This window comes from Streptomyces mutabilis, from assembly GCF_014649815.1.
GTDB lineage: Bacteria > Actinomycetota > Actinomycetes > Streptomycetales > Streptomycetaceae > Streptomyces > Streptomyces mutabilis.
On record NZ_BMTT01000003.1, the window covers coordinates 56,348 to 71,950 of the forward strand.

Here is a 15,603-nt window from a genome sequence, read left to right on the forward strand (position 1 = left end):
CTGCGCGGTACGGCCCCAAGGGGGCCCGCGACGGCGGCGGGCCCCGTCGTGTGCTCCGGGCCGGCCGCCGAGCTTCGCCGAGCCGAGCGGCCCCAGCCCCCCGTTGCACGACAGGGTCCAAGCCACTCGGTCCGGACGCCTTCGACGGGGATCCCGACTCCGCGGATCGGCCGAACTCGGCACTGGGGAAGGCACCTCCGGGTACCCAGGCGTTACCTGAAGTCAGGAGCGACCATGACCGTCTCGATCACCCGCCTCGATTCCGCAGCGCTGGGAGGCAGCGGCAGTATCCTGATGCGCCAGCGCAGGGACCACGCCCGGCTCGACACGATGATGAACCGCTGGCTGGCCGGCGGTGCGGACGAAGAGCTCGACGTCCTGTGGCAGGACATCGTCCAACTGGTGTTCAGCCACGCCTTCGCGGAGGAGACGGTCCTGTGGCCCGTCCTGCGCCGTGTGGCTCCCCACGGCGAGGAGCTCACCGCTCGCGTGGAGGACGAGCACCAGGCGATCAACGAACTGATCGCGCGGGTCGAGAAGTCACCCGACGACCCCCGGCGTACCTCGTGGATCCAGCAGGCGTTCACCCTCATCCGCCAGGACATCAGAGACGAGGAGGACGAGCTGCTGCCTCATCTTCGGGACGCGTTCAGCGATCGCCGGTTGCGGCGGATCGGCGTGGCGTGGGAGACGGTGCGGGCGACCGCTCCGACCCGCCCCCACCCCGGCGTCCCACGTCGCCCGCCGGGCAACGCTCTGCGAGGTGTCCCCCTCAGCGCATTCGACCGGCTGCGTGACGTCGCGCCGGTCAGCGGCCCCGCCGCCCGCCGGGCCTTCTTGGTGGCCGTGGGCGCCGCCGGGGCTGCGGCCGTCATCATCCGCGTGGTCCGTGCCACCCGTCGTCCGGGGCGCGGCGACACCTGACAACGGCGGACAGGCGGCCGCGGTCGGACCCGGCCGAGAGCCGGGAGCCGACCCCGCGACGATGCACCCGCGGACGGACCGCCCTGCGTAAGCCCCGCCGACCGCGGTCGTCGTGTCCGTTCTGCCGGTGGCTCGTCACAGGTAGCGGCGAATGGGCTGGACAGCATACTCGCGGGTGCGTTGGAGGAGGGAGCGTTTTCTCCAACGGCCGGCCTGCATGGATCGGCTCGCCGCCGTGTCGGCGTCGAAGTGGGCGTCGAGGGTCGCGGTGAACTCCTCGTCCAGGACGGCGAGCATGACTTCCTCGTCATGGGCGAGAGAGCGCCGGTTGAAGTTGGTCGAGCCGACGAGAGCGGCCGTGCGGTCCACGGTGATGACCTTGGTGTGCATCATTGTCGGCTGGTACTGGTGGAGTTTCACACCACACGCGAGCAGGGTCTCGTAATGGTGCTGCCCGGCCAGCTGGCAGACCCGCTTGTCGGTGTGCGGTCCGGGCAACAGGATCTCCACCTCGACGCCTCGCCGTGCGGCGGCACACAGCAGCTCGACGAAGTAGGCGTCCGGGGAGAAGTAGGCGGTGGCCAGCCGAAAGCGTTCCTCGGCCGACTCGATCATTACCCGGATCAGGGTCTGCATGTCCTGCCAGCCGAAACTGGCCGAGCCGCGCACCACCTGCACCACGGCATCGCCCTGCGGGTGGTGGCCGGTGAACCGGTCGCGGTCGTCGAAGAGCTCGTCGTGGCACTCGGCCCAGTTCTGCGCGAACGCGGCCGCGATGCCGTCCACGGCCGGCCCGCGCACCTGCACGTGGGTGTCCCGCCACTCGCGCGGATTGCGGGCGTCCCCGCACCACTCCTCGGCGATGCCGACGCCCCCGGTGAAAGCCACCTGCTCGTCCACGACGAGCACCTTGCGGTGGCAGCGGTGATTCTGCTTGAGGGGCGAGAGGTACAGCGGCTTGCGGAACCAGGCCACCTGTACGCCTGCCCGGTCCATCTCATCCAGCAGGTCCTTGTCGATCAGCCGGCTGCCGAAGCCGTCCAGCAGCAGTCGCACCCTGACCCCGTCCCGGGCCCGTTGTGCCAGTGCATGCGCGAATTCGCGGGCTATGGCACCTTTCCAGTAGACGAAGGTCATCATGTCGACCGTGTGCTCGGCGGAGCGGATGGTGTCGAGCATGGCCGGGAAGATCTCGTCGCCGTTGCGGAGGGCGACCAGCGCGTTCCCTTCGGTGGCCGCGATGCCGATCAGACGCTCCAGCCGGCGCCGTATCCGTACGGCCCGCTCACCGAAGGCCCCTCCACCGGGCGTGCCCTCCACGGTATCCGGTATGTGCTGGGTGTCGGTCACTGTGCTCCTTCCGGGCCCGCCGAGAGGCGGAAGCACCTGCCGGGACATTCCGTCACCGGCTCGGGCCGCCGTCGTGCACGGCGACTTCAGCGACGGGCGCCCGATGGCTGGGCCGCGGCCGACGACGTACGGCACGGTAGCCGTTCGCCGGGGACATGGCGCGGCCGGCCCGCACCGTGCGAGCGGTCACGAGCAGGTGGAGGAGGTCGCAGTCGGCGGTTTGCGACCTCCTCCACCTGCTAAATGTCACGCCTCGTGGCGCGAGGAGTCACCGCAGTACCAGGCCTGCACTACGGACGTCACCGGTCACTGACCACGTGGTTGATCACTACCGTGCTCTCGGCGAAGCGTGGGTCAGTCGTCGGCGGCGGTGACCAGCTTGCGCACGTTCTCGACACTGCCGCAGCCGGACTCCAGATACTGCGCGCGCGCCTTCTGGAACTTCTGCCCCAGTTCACTGCGGCGGTCATCGGTGACGTTCTCCCGGGCATCGTTGAGAAGTGTGCGTTCCTCCTCGTCCGCGTGGTGGTTGACCGCCGTGACCAGCTCTTCGAGCCTGTCCTCCCACTTGTCGGAAGCGGTGTCCTCCACCTCCAGCAGTGCCAGCAGCGCTTCATTGGCTTCGTGGTGCTCGTGGACGCTGTGGTCGACATCCTCGCCCTCGACGTTCTTGTACCGACGCAGGGCGGGGTAGACCTCGTCCTCCTCTGCCGAGGCGTGCGCGATGAGCAAGTCCGCGAACTCCTCCAGGGCCGCGGCGCGGTCCGCTTCGACGTTGCGCATGGTGCGGAAGAGTTCCTCCATGCGGCGGTGGTCCTGCAGGATGAGCTCGACGACATCGGTGGACGGCACAGGGTCTCTCCTTGCTGCGTGTGACGGTGATCCGGTCTCGCGGATACCCGCGGTTCCGTGGATGAGGCTCGGCGGCTGGTTCTCATTCGCTGTCCGCGTGCACGGTGTGGCTTCCGGGGCAAGGCAACGGTGACAGGCGGGTACCGCTGACGACCGACGGTTCTCGGCGCGGTGCTCGCTCACCGCCGACGCCCGCGTCAGTCGGAGTCGGACGAGGTGGCCGGCGGACTGAAGCAGGCGGTCACCGACTTGCCGTGAGGACACGGACGCACCTCCCACGCATCGGCCAGGGCGTCGACGAGAAACATGCCGCGTCCGCCGATGCGGTCGCCGCTGGGCTCGCGGGGCCTGGGCGGGGCGACGCTGTCGTCGTGCACGGTGATGTGCAGGCACCGACCATCCCAAACCATGACGAGACGGGCGGTGGAGTGGGCGTGGATGTGAGCGTTGGTGACCAGTTCGGAGACGGTCAGCAGGACGTCATCCACCGTCCGCGAGACGCTGTCCGTCCAGCCGAGAGCCTCCAGATGCCTGCGTGCCCAGTCGCGTGCCGCCTTCGGCTCGGTCTTCATGGGCAGCGAGCGCGCCCAGCCCACCGCCCGCACTGACGACTCGTCCACTGTGATCCCTCCCTGCCCGCGCTCGCCTCGTCATCACCCCGATGGGCAGGCTTGACACCCCGACCACCCTTGAAGGGCTGACCTCGGAAAGCACAGACGGCTGCCACGCCTTCGTACCGGGTCCTGCCGCCACTCCTTCCCCCGTTCGACGGCGGCATGGCCGGTGCAGGGCCCCACGCGTCGGTGCATGGGCGGGGTGCGGAGACGGGGGCGTCGGCCTCCGCCGAGGTGCGCTGCCGGGCGACATCTCCTTCGTGGCGCACGGTCCCGCCTTCGGCCAGGGGTATCGGCGATGCTCTGGCCGCACATCACCACCGACCGACCTACAGAGGTTCTCCGACTGCCCCGGCCGGGCTTCGCCCATCCGGCTCGGTACCGAGGACGGGGGGAGCGGCCCGCGATCACTGGTCCGCCGCCGTGAACGACTCGGGTACCCGAAGGGATGAACGCTGATCGAACTGCGTCTGCCGTCCGGATCGGTACCCCACACTGCGACTTGCGTGTCCACGTCCGCGCTCTCCGGCAGGCCCGGGCGCCCATGTGGTGACGTGACCTCGTGAGAGCACGAGGAGACGGAAGGGGGGAATGGTGGGGCAGCGGCGGACTCCGTTCGGTGACAGAGCCCGTTACTGGTTCGACAGCACCCTGGCCCGCGGTGCCGCCGCTCTCGTGGGCTGGATGGCGCTGCTGTGCCTGGCCGTCGTCGTGCCGACCAGTGCGGTGCTGGTGTGGACCGACCCTGATGCCCCGCCGTCCCTCGCGGACCGGCTGGCGGAGGTATGGCGTCTCACCGGGGAGACACTGCGGCTGGGCGGGGCGACGGGTACACCGCTGCGGGCGCTGATGTCGGTGCTGCTCGCGCTGGTCACTCTGCTGTTCGTCTCCACGCTCGTCGGCCTGATCACGACGGCGCTGACGGAGCGGCTCACCTCGTTGCGGCGGGGCCGTTCCACCGTACTCGAACAGGGGCACGCCGTGGTCCTGGGATGGTCGGAGCAGGTCTTCACGGTGGTGAGCGAGCTGGTGACCGCCAACGCCAACCAGCGCGGCGCGGCGGTTGTGGTGCTGGCCGACCGGGACAAGACCGTCATGGAGGAGGCACTGAGCACGAAGGTGGGCTCCTTCGGCCGTACGCGGCTCATCTGCCGCAGCGGCCCCACCACCGACCCGGCCGTGTTGCCGCTGAGCAGCCCGGCCACGGCCGGTGTCGTGCTGGTCATGCCCCCTGACGAGCCCGACGCCGACGCGGAGGTGGTGAAGACACTGCTGGCGCTCCGGGCCGCACTGGCCGGGGCGGAGCCACGTCCGCCCGTCGTCGCCGCCGTCCGGGACAACCAGTACCGCCTGGCCGCCAGTCTCGCCGCCGGACCCGGCGGCGTCGTCCTGGAGAGCGACACCGTCACCGCCCGGCTGATCGTCCAGGCCGCCCGCCGCCCCGGGATCTCCCTCGTACATCAGGAGCTCCTGGACTTCGCCGGAGACGAGTTCTATCTGCTCAGCGAGCCGTCCCTGACCGGCCGCCCGTTCGGCGACGCTCTCCTGTCCTACTCGACGTCGAGCGTCGTCGGGCTGATGCGAGGCGCCACCCCTCTGCTCAACCCGCCGCCGGAGACGCCGATCGCCCCGGACGACCTGCTCGTCGTCATCACCCGTGACGACGACACGGCCTGGCTGGACGACTGTGCGGACTTGGCCGAGCAAGCCGCGATGGCATCCCGCCCTTCGACGCCCGCGCCGGCGGAGCGGGTTCTTCTACTGGGCTGGAACCGTCGAGCGCCACTCATGATCGACCAGTTGCACCGACGCGCCCGGCCCGGTTCCACCGTCGACGTGGTGGCGGAACGGGGTGAAGCGACGATCCGACAGGTGAGCGAGGCCGACGCGGACAGCGGGAACGGCCTGAGCCTGGCACTGCACCACGGGGACATCACCCGTCCCGAGACCCTGCGACACCTGGACGTCCACTCCTACGACAGCGTGATCGTACTGGGCCGCGACCCCGTTCCTGGACAACCGCCGGACGATCCCGACAATCGCACGCTCGTCACCCTTCTGCTGCTGCGCCGACTGGAAGAAGCCACCGGGCGCGAACTGCCGCTCGTCACCGAACTGATCGACGATCGAAACCGGGCGCTGGCCCCCATCAGCCCCGGGGCCGACGTGATCATCAGCGGCAAGCTCATCGGCCTGCTCATGTCCCAGATCTCTCAGAACCGGCATCTGGCAGCGGTGTTCGAGGAACTGTTCTCCGCCGAAGGGACCGGGGTTCGCCTGCGGCCGGCGACTGATTACGTGCTGCCGGGGAGTGAGACGTATTTCGCCACGGTCGTGGCCGCGGCACGCCGTCGCGGCGAATGCGCCATCGGTTACCGAAGCCACGATGACTCGTCGACGAGTCCCGGCTACGGCGTGCGGATCAATCCGCCCAAACGCGAGCGGCGCCGGTGGACGGCCTTGGACGAGGTGGTCGTCATCGGCAAGGACTGACGAAGGGCTCGAACGGGGGGCTGCTCAGCACCGGTAGGTCGAATGCCTGCGCTCAGCCTCCGGCTGCCCGGCGCCGACGTGCGCCGCGACCGCGACCGACTGATCGAGGTGGCCGCACGGGCTTCGGCCAAGGCGGGCGGGACGTGACCCTCCTCGCGGTGCCGTACGGACCGCGGCCCCCGCGCCCTATTCCTGGTACTGCGTCAGGTCGATTCCGAACATTTGCAGGTCGTAGCCGTGGACCGGGTGCCGTACGGCGCCTTCCGCCTGCATGCCAAGCTTGTCGACCACAGCCGCGGAGGCACTGTCACCCGGGCGCAATACGGCGATCACCCGCTCGAGACCGCGGTCCTGCAAGGCGAACTCCAAAGCGGCGTGCGCTGCTTCGGAGGCGTATCCCTGCCCCCAGAACACCCGTCCCAGCCGCCAGCTGATCGCAACCTGACCGGCTGCCTCGGCCGGCTCGGCGGCCACGGACAGCCCCACCGCACCCGCCAGTTCGCCGGACCCCAGGAACTCGACCGCGAACACTCCGAATCCTTCGTCGTCCCACTCCTCCTCCCACGCCTCGATGTCCCCGGCGGTCTGCCCGGTCGAGCGCGGTCTGCCGTCACCGATGTTCCGCATCACCACCGGATCGGCATGGATCTCGGACAGTGGAGCAAGGTCGTCGTCCAACCAGCGGCGCAGAAGGAGACGAGGCGTGCGGATCTCGGTCATGCTCCCATCCTGCCGATCCGGCGACCGGAACGCGAACCGCGGCATCGTACCCAGGTCACCGCAGCGATCGGGCCGGCTGGTGGCCCGGCCCCTCCTGGTGCACCGGGAGCCGCCTCCGGCGCGGAGCGCGGAGGTCCCGGCCCCTCCCGGACGCGTAGGATGCTCCATGTGCAATCGAGTATCGCGTCCGTACGAGGCGGCACCTTCGTACGCCGGGCGGTCGCCCGGGACGCCAAGCGGCTCACGCGGCTCGTGCGCGGCTCGCGTGCCTACGAAGGCCAGTACGCGGCGATGGTCTCCGGCTACCGTGTCGGGCCCGACTACATCGAGAACCACCAGGTCTTCGTAGCCGTCGACGCCGATGATGTCTCGGGCCGGGTGCTCGGCTTCTATGCGCTGGTCCTCGTGCCGCCGGAGCTGGACCTGCTTTTCGTCCACGACGGTACGCAGGGCCGCGGCATCGGGCGGCTGCTTGTCGACCACATGAAGACCCAGGCCCGCGCGGCAGGGCTGGACCGTGTCCGGGTGGTGTCGCATCCTCCGGCCGAAGGTTTTTACCGCAGTGTGGGCGCCCTGCCCACCGGAACCGCCCCCGCAAACCCGCCCGCGGTGGCGTGGGACCGGCCCGAGCTGGAGTTCCTGATCCCGCAACTGCCGACGTGACCCCGTTGTCCTAGTCAACTAGCAGACGAAGCGGGGCGGCACAACCCGTCCGTGCGCACACCGTGACGGGCGGGTTGGTGGCGTCCGGTGCCATACCGTTGCGTGTTGAGCCACCCCTAAGGTGCCGGGCACCGGGCAGATCCGCCGTTCCACGCCGACGGAGCGCCCCGGTGTCCCCCGAACGCCGAAGGAGCCGCCGTGCGATTGCCGCCGCTGCGAGAAGCCGTCACCCCGCCGAACCATGTCTCTTCCGCGTTGCCCGCCGAGCCGTTGTCACGTCCGGCGAACCGCGTGCGGCGTGCAGTGCTGTCCCGTCTGGTGGCCGTCGTGGCCCTCGTGCTCACAGCGGTCCTGATCGGTCCGGCACCGGCCGCCCGAGCGGCGGCCGGTCTGACCAGGGTCACGGGCTTCGGTGACAATCCCGGCCAGCTGAGCATGTACGTCTACCGGCCCACGTCCCTGCCCGCGAATCCGGCGGTGGTCTTCGCCCTCCACGGGTGCACGCAGAACGCCCAGGGCTACGCCGACCACTCGGGCCTGCCCGAGATCGCCGACCGGTACGGGTTCCTGGTGGTGTTCGCGGAGACCGCCTCCTCGAACAACCTCAACAAGTGCTTCAACTGGTTCCGGACCGGTGACAACCGCAGGGGCCAGGGCGAGGCTGCCTCCATCCGCCAGATGGCCGCGCACGCCGTCTCCGCCTACGGCGCGGACGCGCGGCGCGTCTATGTCACCGGCCTGTCCGCCGGCGGCGCCATGACCACGGTGATGCTCGCGACCTACCCGGACGTCTTTCACGCCGGCGCCGTCGTCGCCGGCCTGCCCTACGGCTGTGCCGACGACGTCATCAGCGCCTACTCGTGCATGAGCCCCGGAACGGACCTCACCCCGGCCCAGTGGGCCGGGCGGGTCCGCGCCGCTCACCCTTCGTGGTCCGGTCCGTGGCCGCGCGTGGCCGTCTGGCACGGCGACCGCGACACCACCGTGGTACCCCGCAACGCCGACGAGCTGCGCGACCAGTGGACCGCGCTGCACGGCCTGTCCCAGACCCCTGGCCGCACCTCGGTCATCGGCCCGAACTCCACCCGGCACGAGGAGTACCTGACCGGCGACGGCTCGGTGGCCGTCGAGGTGAACCGCGTCCCGAGCATCGGGCACGGCACCCCGGTCGACCCGGGCAACGGTCCCCAGCAGTGCGGCAGCACCGGGGCCTCCTACTTCCTGGATTCGATCTGCTCCAGCTACTGGATCGTGCGGTTCTTCGGCCTGGAGGACTCCGAGCCCCAGCCCGGCACGCTGCCCGCTCCGACCGGACTGGCCGCCACCGGCGCCACCGACACCACTGTCAGCCTCGGTTGGAACCCGGTGGACGGCGCCACCGACTACGCCGTCTACCGCGACGGTACCCGGATCACCACGTCCGATGCGGTCTCCTACACCGACACCGGGCTCACCGCGGGCTCCACCCACACCTACACGGTGGCCGCCCGTGACGCCGACGGCAGGACCGGGCAACTCTCCGGCACGCTCACGGCCAGGACCACCGGCGCCGCGGCCACCTGCTGGACGGCCGACAACTACGCCCACGTGCAGGCGGGCCGCGCCACGACCAGGGGTGGCTACACCTACGCCGCGGGTTCCGGCCAGAACATGGGCCTGTACAACACGTTCGTCACTCACACCCTGAGGGAGTCGCCTGCCGGCTACTACACCGTCGTGGACGGGTCCTGCCCCTGACGCGGAACCAGTCGGGACCGCAGGCGCCGCCCGGCGTCCGCCGCTGCGCGGCCGTCATGGCGGGCTGGTCCGACGGGGAGGCGGAGAACGGCCCGCCACCCAGCAGGGCGGCCGTGCCGCGTTACGGACTCGTCGGTGGCGGGGTCATGGCCCAGCGGATGGCGCCTGTCAGGACACGGCCGACGGGGCGTAGGGCGAGGTCCTCGACGACCGGCATGCCTGGCAGTTTCAACGCCTCTCGGGCCCACGCCGGGAGGCAGGCCACGCCGTTCGCCGCGAGTCCGGCGTACAGCGGCCGTGCTACGAGGGGAATAGGTGGTTGCAGCAGGAGGAAGCGTGCGACGGCCCTGGCCTCAGGGGTGGCCCGCAGTTCCGGCCGGTAGGCGGAGAGGCGCTCGGACAGGTCGTGCCGGTCGCGGGGAGGGTCGATCACTCCCAGTGCCTCAGCCACTCGGGCGGTGTCGGCGACGTAGGCGTCGTAGTCCGCGTCGTCGAGGGGGCGGGCCCCGTAGCGCTGATGGGCGCGGAGGAAGCTGTCGGTCTCGGCGGCGTGGACCCATCCGAGCAAGTGCGGGTCGGCGGCGTGATAGGTCAGACCCTCCGCGGTGCTGCCGCGGATGCGCTCGTGGATGCCGCGAACGTGGTCGACCGCTCGCTGGGCGTCGTCGGCGGTTCCGTACGTGGTGACCGCGAGGAACGTGCTGGTGCGTTGCAATCGGCCCCACGGGTCGCCCCGGAAGCCCGAGTGGGCGGCGACAGCCGCCATGGCGAGCGGGTGCAGTGATTGCAGCAGCAGGGCGCTGATCCCGCCGATGAACATCGAGGCATCGCCGTGGACAGCGCGTATGGGGCGGTCGGGAGCGAACCAGCGAGGACCCGCGGTGTCGTGGATACGCGCCCGTGTGGCCGGTCCGTCGGGGCCCGCCACCCGCTCGAACAGGAACTTGCCCACATGCTCGCGCAGCTCAGTCAGCATGGTCGCCTCCACCCTGCTTCCAGTACCCAGGATGGCCTGGAACCCGACAGCTGTCGTGTTCTCTGTCATGTCCGTGCCCGAAACTCCCGCGAGTGCGCCGGCGTCCGGCAGCCGACCATCGGGCGGGGCGAGACTCAGCTACTCCCCCAAGACGATCCTGATCGTCTCGGACGCCGTCAGATCGACGTACCGTCATCGACCGGTCAGCCCGTCGACGCGCACAGCCCCGTCCGCCGTGGACGGGCACGGAAGACGGGGCCGGCTACGGACGGAAGCGGTGCTGGTCTCTCAGGGGAGTTCGAGCGACTTCCGGAAGGATCCACCGCGCTTCAGTGCGCGTTCGATGCTTTCCAGGGACCGCCCCCTGGTCTCCGGCACCTTCGCCGCCACGAACACGATGCACGCGACGTTCATCAGTGCGTAGACGAAGAACGTCCCGGAGCGGCCGATCGCCTCGATGGCCGTCAGGGCGGTCACCGCGATCAGCAGGTCGACCCCCCACAGGGTGACCGTGGCCAGGCTCGTCGCCGGACCGCGCACGCTCAACGGCAGGATCTCCGGGCCGATGAGCCAGACCACCGCCTGGATCCCGATGCCGTTGAACAGGATGTACGCGAAGAGCGCGGTGATCACTGTCCACCGCTGGGCCGCCGAGCCCTCCGGGCCGCCGAGGAAGGCCAACGCCATGACCGCCATGGCGAGGCCGGAGCCGGGGAGGAACCACAGCATGACGCGCCGGCGACCCACTCGGTCCACGGCGATGGCGCCGACCACACCTGCGATCACCAGCATCACGCCGATACCGATACCGGTGAGCAGCGCGACCGAGTCGCCGAACCCCGCGTCGACGAGGATTGTCGGTGCGTAGTAGACCACGGCGTTGATGCCGGTGAGCTGAGAGAAGGCCGCGATGCCGACGGCGATCAGCAGCGCGGGGCGCAGCCAGCGCTGCCGCAGGTCGCGCCAGCCGCCGGCGGGCGTGGCCGCGGCCACCTCGGTGATCTCGTCGATCTCGCGGCCGACGTCCGTGCCGGGCGGCCGGAGCCGGGTGAGAACCGTCGCTCCCTCTTCACGCAGACCGCGCTCGACGAGCCAGCGGGGGCTCTCGGGCATGAACAGCATGCCGACGCCGAGGACCACGGCCGGCAGGACCGCCAGACCGAACATCAGTCGCCAGCCGCCGGTGTCCGACAGGGCCCAGCCGCAGACGTACGCGATGAGCTGGCCCCAGGCGACCATCAACTGGAACAGCACCATCAGCCGGCCGCGGATCCGGGCGGGCGCGACCTCCGCGATGTACACCGGCACCATGTTGGAGGCGCCGCCGACGGCCAGCCCCAGGACGAAGCGCGCGGCGATGAGGCTGCCCGTGCCGGGTGCAGCGGCGGCCGCGGCGGCACCCGCTGCGAAGACCACCGCGACACCGATGACGACCTTGCGGCGGCCGTGGCGTACGGCCAGGCGGCCGGCGAGCAGCGCTCCGACCATGGCGCCGAGCAGGATGACACTGACGATGATCTCCTGCTGACGGAAGGTCAGGTCGAGGTCGTCGCGCAGGTGCAGCAGGGCACCGGAGATGATGCCGGTGTCGTAGCCGAAGAGCAGACCGCCCAGGGCCGATACGGCCGACACAGCGTAGACGGCGGCGGGCACCTCCCGCGAGTCGCCGGCGGCCTCCTCGGCGGGGCCGGGCGTCGTGGCGAGCTCAGGCATCGCCCATGACCAGACCCTCGATGGTGTGCTTCTGCGTCACCGGTTCCAGCACGTCGACGACCGGGCAGTCGAGGTGGCGGCGGACCCGCTCGGGCAGGGTCTCCCAGTAGGCGCGGGTGACGGCCGTGTCGTGCCGGTCGCCGTTGTCGGCCTCGGGGCCGTCGACGCCGAGGACCAGCACGGGGCGGGACTTGGAGGAGTTGTTCCCGGTGCCGCGGTGGATGGTCAGCGCGGTGCGCGCCGAGATGTCGCCGCGCTGCGGGTACTTGCGCACCGCCAGCTCCTCGTAGCGCGGGTAGTGCGGCCGGGGCGGGAACATGCCGTGGCCGAAATCCGGGCTGTCGTCCCACTGCGTGCCCGGCGCGATTTCGAAGGGCCCCATGTCCTCCTCGGTGTCGACTGCCGTCACGTTGAAGGCCAGGGAGGTCAGTCGCCGCTCGGCGCGGGTCTCCTCCGGCATGGGGAAGTCGCGGTGCCAGGGCTGGTTGACGGCTCCCTCGAGCGGCACGTCGAAGCCGAGTTCGACGATGCGGTAGTCGGGGCCGAGCGTGGCGGTGCAGACGGAGCGCACCCAGGGGTGGTCCACGAGGTCGACGAAGCCGCGCAGCTGCTCGGGGTGGATCTCCACGTAGTAGCGGTGCGGTCCGCGTCCCACGGCGCCGCCGGGCCGGGTCAGGGCCTCCTGGAACGCCGCATCGATGTCTTCGCGGAGCTGATCGGCCCACTCGGGAGTGAAGGCGCCCTTGCGGGCCGTGATGCCGTCCGCGTACAGGGCCTCGACGTCGGCCGTCACGTCAACGTCGAGGTCGGCCGGGGCGATTCCGGGGTAGGCGTGCGGACTCATGCGGTGCCTCCTTGCACGTGCAGTCGAACCTGACCCGCACATGTTGCATCGTTGAATTCAACGTGGCAATACCTCGCCTGAACCGATCTTGGCGCGCATGGCACGGCATGCCACGATGTGCGGGTGAGCAGCAGCCTGAAAGACGTAGCCGCCCGCGCCGGAGTCTCGGCGCGCACCGTGTCCAACGTGGTGAACGGAACCGCCCGCGTCTCCGAGGAGACCCGTCGGCGGGTTCAGGAGGCGATCGACGAACTGGGCTACCGCCCCAATCTCGCCGCCCGCAGTCTGCGGGCCGGCCGCACCGGCATCATCGGTCTCGCCATCCCCGAGCTGCACTCCCCCTACTTCGGCGAGCTCGCCGGGCTCCTGGTGGACGAGGCGGGACGCCGGTCGTGGACCGTGATCATCGACCAGACACACGGGGACGCCGAGGCGGAACGGCGGCTGCTCAAGGGTGACGGAGGCCGGGTGATGGACGGCCTCATCATCAGCCCGTGGGCGCTCCAGGCCCGGGAAGTGGCCGAGATCGCCCGCCCGCTGCCCGTGGTGCTGCTCGGTGAGCGCAGCCCCCAGGGACGGGCGGACCGCGTGGCGGTGGACAACGTGGCCGCCGCCGACGAGGCGACCACCCACTTGCTGACGCTCGGACGCCGCCGCGTCGCCGCCATCGGCCTGCAGCCGCACCTGCACAACGGCACGGCCGAACAGCGCGCCGAGGGCTACCGCAGGGCACTGCGCCGCGCGGGCGTCACGCCCGAGGTCCAGTGGGAGCGACCGGTGGGCGCACTGCACCGGGAGGACGGCGCGCGGGCCATGGCCGAACTGCTCGACGGGGACGCCGCCCCCGACGCGGTGTTCGCCTTCACCGACGAACTCGCCCTGGGCGTTCTGCACATGGCACACGCGCGAGGGGTGCGGGTGCCGGAGGAGCTGGCGGTCGTCGGGTTCGACGACATCGAGGACGGTCGCTACAGCCACCCCACGCTGACCACGGTCTCCCCCGACAAACGCCAGATCGCCCAGCGAGCCCTCCAGTGCCTCGCCGACCGCATCTACAGCCCGGACAACGAGGTCCCCCCCTCGGACCTCACCATCCCGCACCGGCTTGTCGTACGGGGCAGCACCGCACCGGGGACGCGGGCGGCCTGAACCACCTGCCGCCGCATCGACGGCCTCTCCTCTTGGGCCGAGGTCCCCGACGGAAGTTCCCGGGCTGGGTGGGCGCGCGTGAGCGGGGGCCGCGGAACATGCCCAGCGATCCCGCCACGAACAGCCACAAGGCGACTCGTTCCAGGCTGGGGAAACAGGAAGAACACACCGCCGACCAGGAAGGCCGTGTTGCCGGAGCCACCGATGATCAAATGGATGAGCGGGAAGCCTGAAGCAGGTAGCGTTCGAGTCGGGGCAGCACGCCAACGTCCCTTCCAGTGCCGGATCGTCCAGTGACCACGCGGAGCTGTGGGGGTACCGCCCGGAACAATGTGGGAAACATCGCCGGGTGGCGTTCCTCGGCGACCAGCTTGGTCAACTGCCGCGGTTTCAGCCCGGGAAAGGGGCTGTCCGGGCCGACGGGAGCTGCCCGCTACGGGCGCGTCAGTTCGCGTGCACCAGGAGGAGGCAGAAGGCTGCCAGCGGAATGACGGACGAGCCCAGCAGCGTCAGCGCCGCCGGGACTGCTGCACCCAGTCGCTCCTTGTTCCTGCGCCGGCCCGAGCGGAACACCGCACCGGCCGAGACGAACGGCAGCGCCACGAGAGACAGGAGAATCACCGGCGCCACGAACCGGCTGAAAGTGGTGGTACCGGGTTCAGTGACCGAGTGCCAGGAAGACATGCCGAAGACGATCGCCGGACCGGCCAGCAGGACAAGCGCAAGGGCCGCCGACACGGCCACGGTCAGTCCTTCGGTCAACCGTTCGCCCCGCCCGCGCCCCGGGCCCACTCGCGTCGTTCCGCCGTCCACCACGCCCTCCCCCCGCCGGACACCGCTGACCGGCGTCGCCCACACTACCGGTCACGGGCGGCGGCGACGGCCGCTGCCGTTGTTCTCGGGTCAGATGGCGACCCGCCCCTGAGGGCACTCTACTCGTTCCCCGGCTCGTCACCTCGGCCAGCGCCGAGCGGGCGTACGTCCCACCGTACGAGGCGGTGCGGAGACAGGCCTCGAACCCAGGGGTGCAGGGGGCTGACGGGATGACCGAAGGCCCCACCTTGTCTGACTCAGGACTCGACATGGCCCGGCGCTGCCCGACCGATGCCCGTTGAAGCACCCTCACGGGAAGTGCTCTGCGTCACCACCCTCCTGGCCCGCAATAGCTAGTCGGCGACTATGCCGCGGGCGCCGAGGACATTCCGCAACTCAGGGGCCAGGAGTCGGATCCGAGGACGCGCCGGAGGTTAGGCAGCAGCACGAGGTCGTCGAGGGAAGCGACGTCGAACAGATCGTCCTCGCCGTCCCAGACCGGGGCGCATTCTCGGTACACCTGGTTACCGCCGTCCATGCACAGCTCCTCGACACCGGCCAGGAGCTCCTCGCTGATTTCCGACGATGCGAAGTAGCTGCGTGCCTCGGGCACGACCTGGTACGTCAGACCGTGCTGCTGCGCACTCCCAGGGGTCGTCACCGAACCCATGTTCCTTCAGGAGATCGGCGAGGCTGAACCGGGGGGAGCCTCTCATCGATGTACATCAGCTGCTCGACGACGATGAGCTTGAAGC

14 protein-coding genes are annotated in these 15,603 nt (G+C 70.3%); 5 read left to right on the forward strand and 9 right to left on the reverse strand.

Annotated elements, in window-relative coordinates; genetic code table 11:
* Nucleotides 1-234: 234 nt before the first annotated feature.
* Nucleotides 235-924 carry a hemerythrin domain-containing protein gene (locus IE142_RS08495; protein ID WP_191885116.1) on the forward strand — a complete coding sequence of 230 codons (690 nt, stop codon included), beginning with the start codon at nt 235-237 and terminating at the stop codon, nt 922-924.
* A 135-nt stretch (nt 925-1,059) separates the two neighbouring features.
* On the opposite strand, the gene IE142_RS08500 is transcribed toward IE142_RS08495, so the two are convergent.
* From IE142_RS08500 to IE142_RS08510, 3 genes are all read right to left on the reverse strand, one after another.
* Nucleotides 1,060-2,322, reverse strand: a complete 1,263-nt coding sequence (locus tag IE142_RS08500; RefSeq protein ID WP_191885117.1) for a phospholipase D-like domain-containing protein — start codon at nt 2,320-2,322, stop codon at nt 1,060-1,062.
* A 306-nt stretch (nt 2,323-2,628) separates the two neighbouring features.
* Nucleotides 2,629-3,126: a hemerythrin domain-containing protein gene (locus tag IE142_RS08505; RefSeq protein ID WP_191885118.1), complete on the reverse strand. Its 498-nt coding sequence runs from the start codon at nt 3,124-3,126 to the stop codon at nt 2,629-2,631.
* 197 nt (nt 3,127-3,323) lie between these two features.
* Entirely contained in the window at nt 3,324-3,746 is a 423-nt protein-coding gene (locus IE142_RS08510; protein ID WP_191885119.1) for an ATP-binding protein, read from the reverse strand.
* A 588-nt stretch (nt 3,747-4,334) separates the two neighbouring features.
* On the opposite strand from IE142_RS08510, the gene IE142_RS08515 reads away from it, so the two are divergent.
* Nucleotides 4,335-6,233 (forward strand): CASTOR/POLLUX-related putative ion channel, encoded by a 1,899-nt coding sequence (locus tag IE142_RS08515; RefSeq protein ID WP_191885494.1) that lies wholly within the window; start codon nt 4,335-4,337, stop codon nt 6,231-6,233.
* Nucleotides 6,234-6,419: 186 nt separating this feature from the next.
* Here the strand turns inward: IE142_RS08515 and IE142_RS08520 are convergent, their stop codons facing one another.
* Nucleotides 6,420-6,953, reverse strand: a complete 534-nt coding sequence (locus IE142_RS08520) for a GNAT family N-acetyltransferase (protein ID WP_191885120.1) — start codon at nt 6,951-6,953, stop codon at nt 6,420-6,422.
* A 168-nt stretch (nt 6,954-7,121) separates the two neighbouring features.
* Between IE142_RS08520 and IE142_RS08525 the strand changes: the two genes are divergently transcribed.
* The gene (locus IE142_RS08525; protein ID WP_229830296.1) at nt 7,122-7,616 is read left to right on the forward strand and encodes a GNAT family N-acetyltransferase; all 495 of its coding nucleotides are present in this window, start codon (nt 7,122-7,124) and stop codon (nt 7,614-7,616) included.
* A 435-nt stretch (nt 7,617-8,051) separates the two neighbouring features.
* Nucleotides 8,052-9,353, forward strand: a complete 1,302-nt coding sequence (locus IE142_RS08530; RefSeq protein WP_370466332.1) for an extracellular catalytic domain type 1 short-chain-length polyhydroxyalkanoate depolymerase — start codon at nt 8,052-8,054, stop codon at nt 9,351-9,353.
* Between the two features lie 121 nt (nt 9,354-9,474).
* Here the strand turns inward: IE142_RS08530 and IE142_RS08535 are convergent, their stop codons facing one another.
* The 3 genes from IE142_RS08535 to IE142_RS08545 form a co-directional block, all read right to left on the reverse strand.
* Nucleotides 9,475-10,329 carry an oxygenase MpaB family protein gene (locus tag IE142_RS08535; RefSeq protein ID WP_191885122.1) on the reverse strand — a complete coding sequence of 285 codons (855 nt, stop codon included), beginning with the start codon at nt 10,327-10,329 and terminating at the stop codon, nt 9,475-9,477.
* A gap of 288 nt (nt 10,330-10,617) precedes the next feature.
* Nucleotides 10,618-12,042: a sugar porter family MFS transporter gene (locus tag IE142_RS08540; protein ID WP_191885123.1), complete on the reverse strand. Its 1,425-nt coding sequence runs from the start codon at nt 12,040-12,042 to the stop codon at nt 10,618-10,620.
* On the reverse strand, nt 12,035-12,886 hold the full coding sequence (locus IE142_RS08545) for a phytanoyl-CoA dioxygenase family protein (protein WP_191885124.1): 852 nt from the start codon (nt 12,884-12,886) through the stop codon (nt 12,035-12,037). Before IE142_RS08545 ends, IE142_RS08540 begins: the two co-directional genes overlap by 8 nt.
* Before the next feature lie 123 nt (nt 12,887-13,009).
* Here IE142_RS08545 and IE142_RS08550 point away from each other — a divergent pair, with 123 nt between their 5' ends.
* Nucleotides 13,010-14,035 (forward strand): LacI family DNA-binding transcriptional regulator, encoded by a 1,026-nt coding sequence (locus tag IE142_RS08550; protein ID WP_191885125.1) that lies wholly within the window; start codon nt 13,010-13,012, stop codon nt 14,033-14,035.
* 444 nt (nt 14,036-14,479) lie between these two features.
* On the opposite strand, the gene IE142_RS08555 is transcribed toward IE142_RS08550, so the two are convergent.
* Entirely contained in the window at nt 14,480-14,797 is a 318-nt protein-coding gene (locus IE142_RS08555; protein ID WP_191885126.1) for a hypothetical protein, read from the reverse strand.
* Between the two features lie 415 nt (nt 14,798-15,212).
* Nucleotides 15,213-15,509, reverse strand: a complete 297-nt coding sequence (locus IE142_RS08560) for a DUF6892 domain-containing protein (protein ID WP_229830297.1) — start codon at nt 15,507-15,509, stop codon at nt 15,213-15,215.
* Nucleotides 15,510-15,603 lie beyond the last annotated feature (94 nt).

Excerpts from the sequence above, each read along its gene's own strand:
- IE142_RS08495 (WP_191885116.1), top strand. The coding sequence starts at position 235 with ATGACCGTCTCGATCACCCGCCTCGATTCCGCAGCGCTGGGAGGCAGC.
- IE142_RS08500 (WP_191885117.1), bottom strand. The coding sequence starts at position 2,322 with ATGTCCCGGCAGGTGCTTCCGCCTCTCGGCGGGCCCGGAAGGAGCACA.
- IE142_RS08520 (WP_191885120.1), bottom strand. The coding sequence starts at position 6,953 with ATGACCGAGATCCGCACGCCTCGTCTCCTTCTGCGCCGCTGGTTGGAC.
- IE142_RS08530 (WP_370466332.1), top strand. The coding sequence starts at position 8,052 with ATGTACGTCTACCGGCCCACGTCCCTGCCCGCGAATCCGGCGGTGGTC.
- IE142_RS08535 (WP_191885122.1), bottom strand. The coding sequence starts at position 10,329 with ATGCTGACTGAGCTGCGCGAGCATGTGGGCAAGTTCCTGTTCGAGCGG.
- IE142_RS08540 (WP_191885123.1), bottom strand. The coding sequence starts at position 12,042 with ATGCCTGAGCTCGCCACGACGCCCGGCCCCGCCGAGGAGGCCGCCGGC.
- IE142_RS08545 (WP_191885124.1), bottom strand. The coding sequence starts at position 12,886 with ATGAGTCCGCACGCCTACCCCGGAATCGCCCCGGCCGACCTCGACGTT.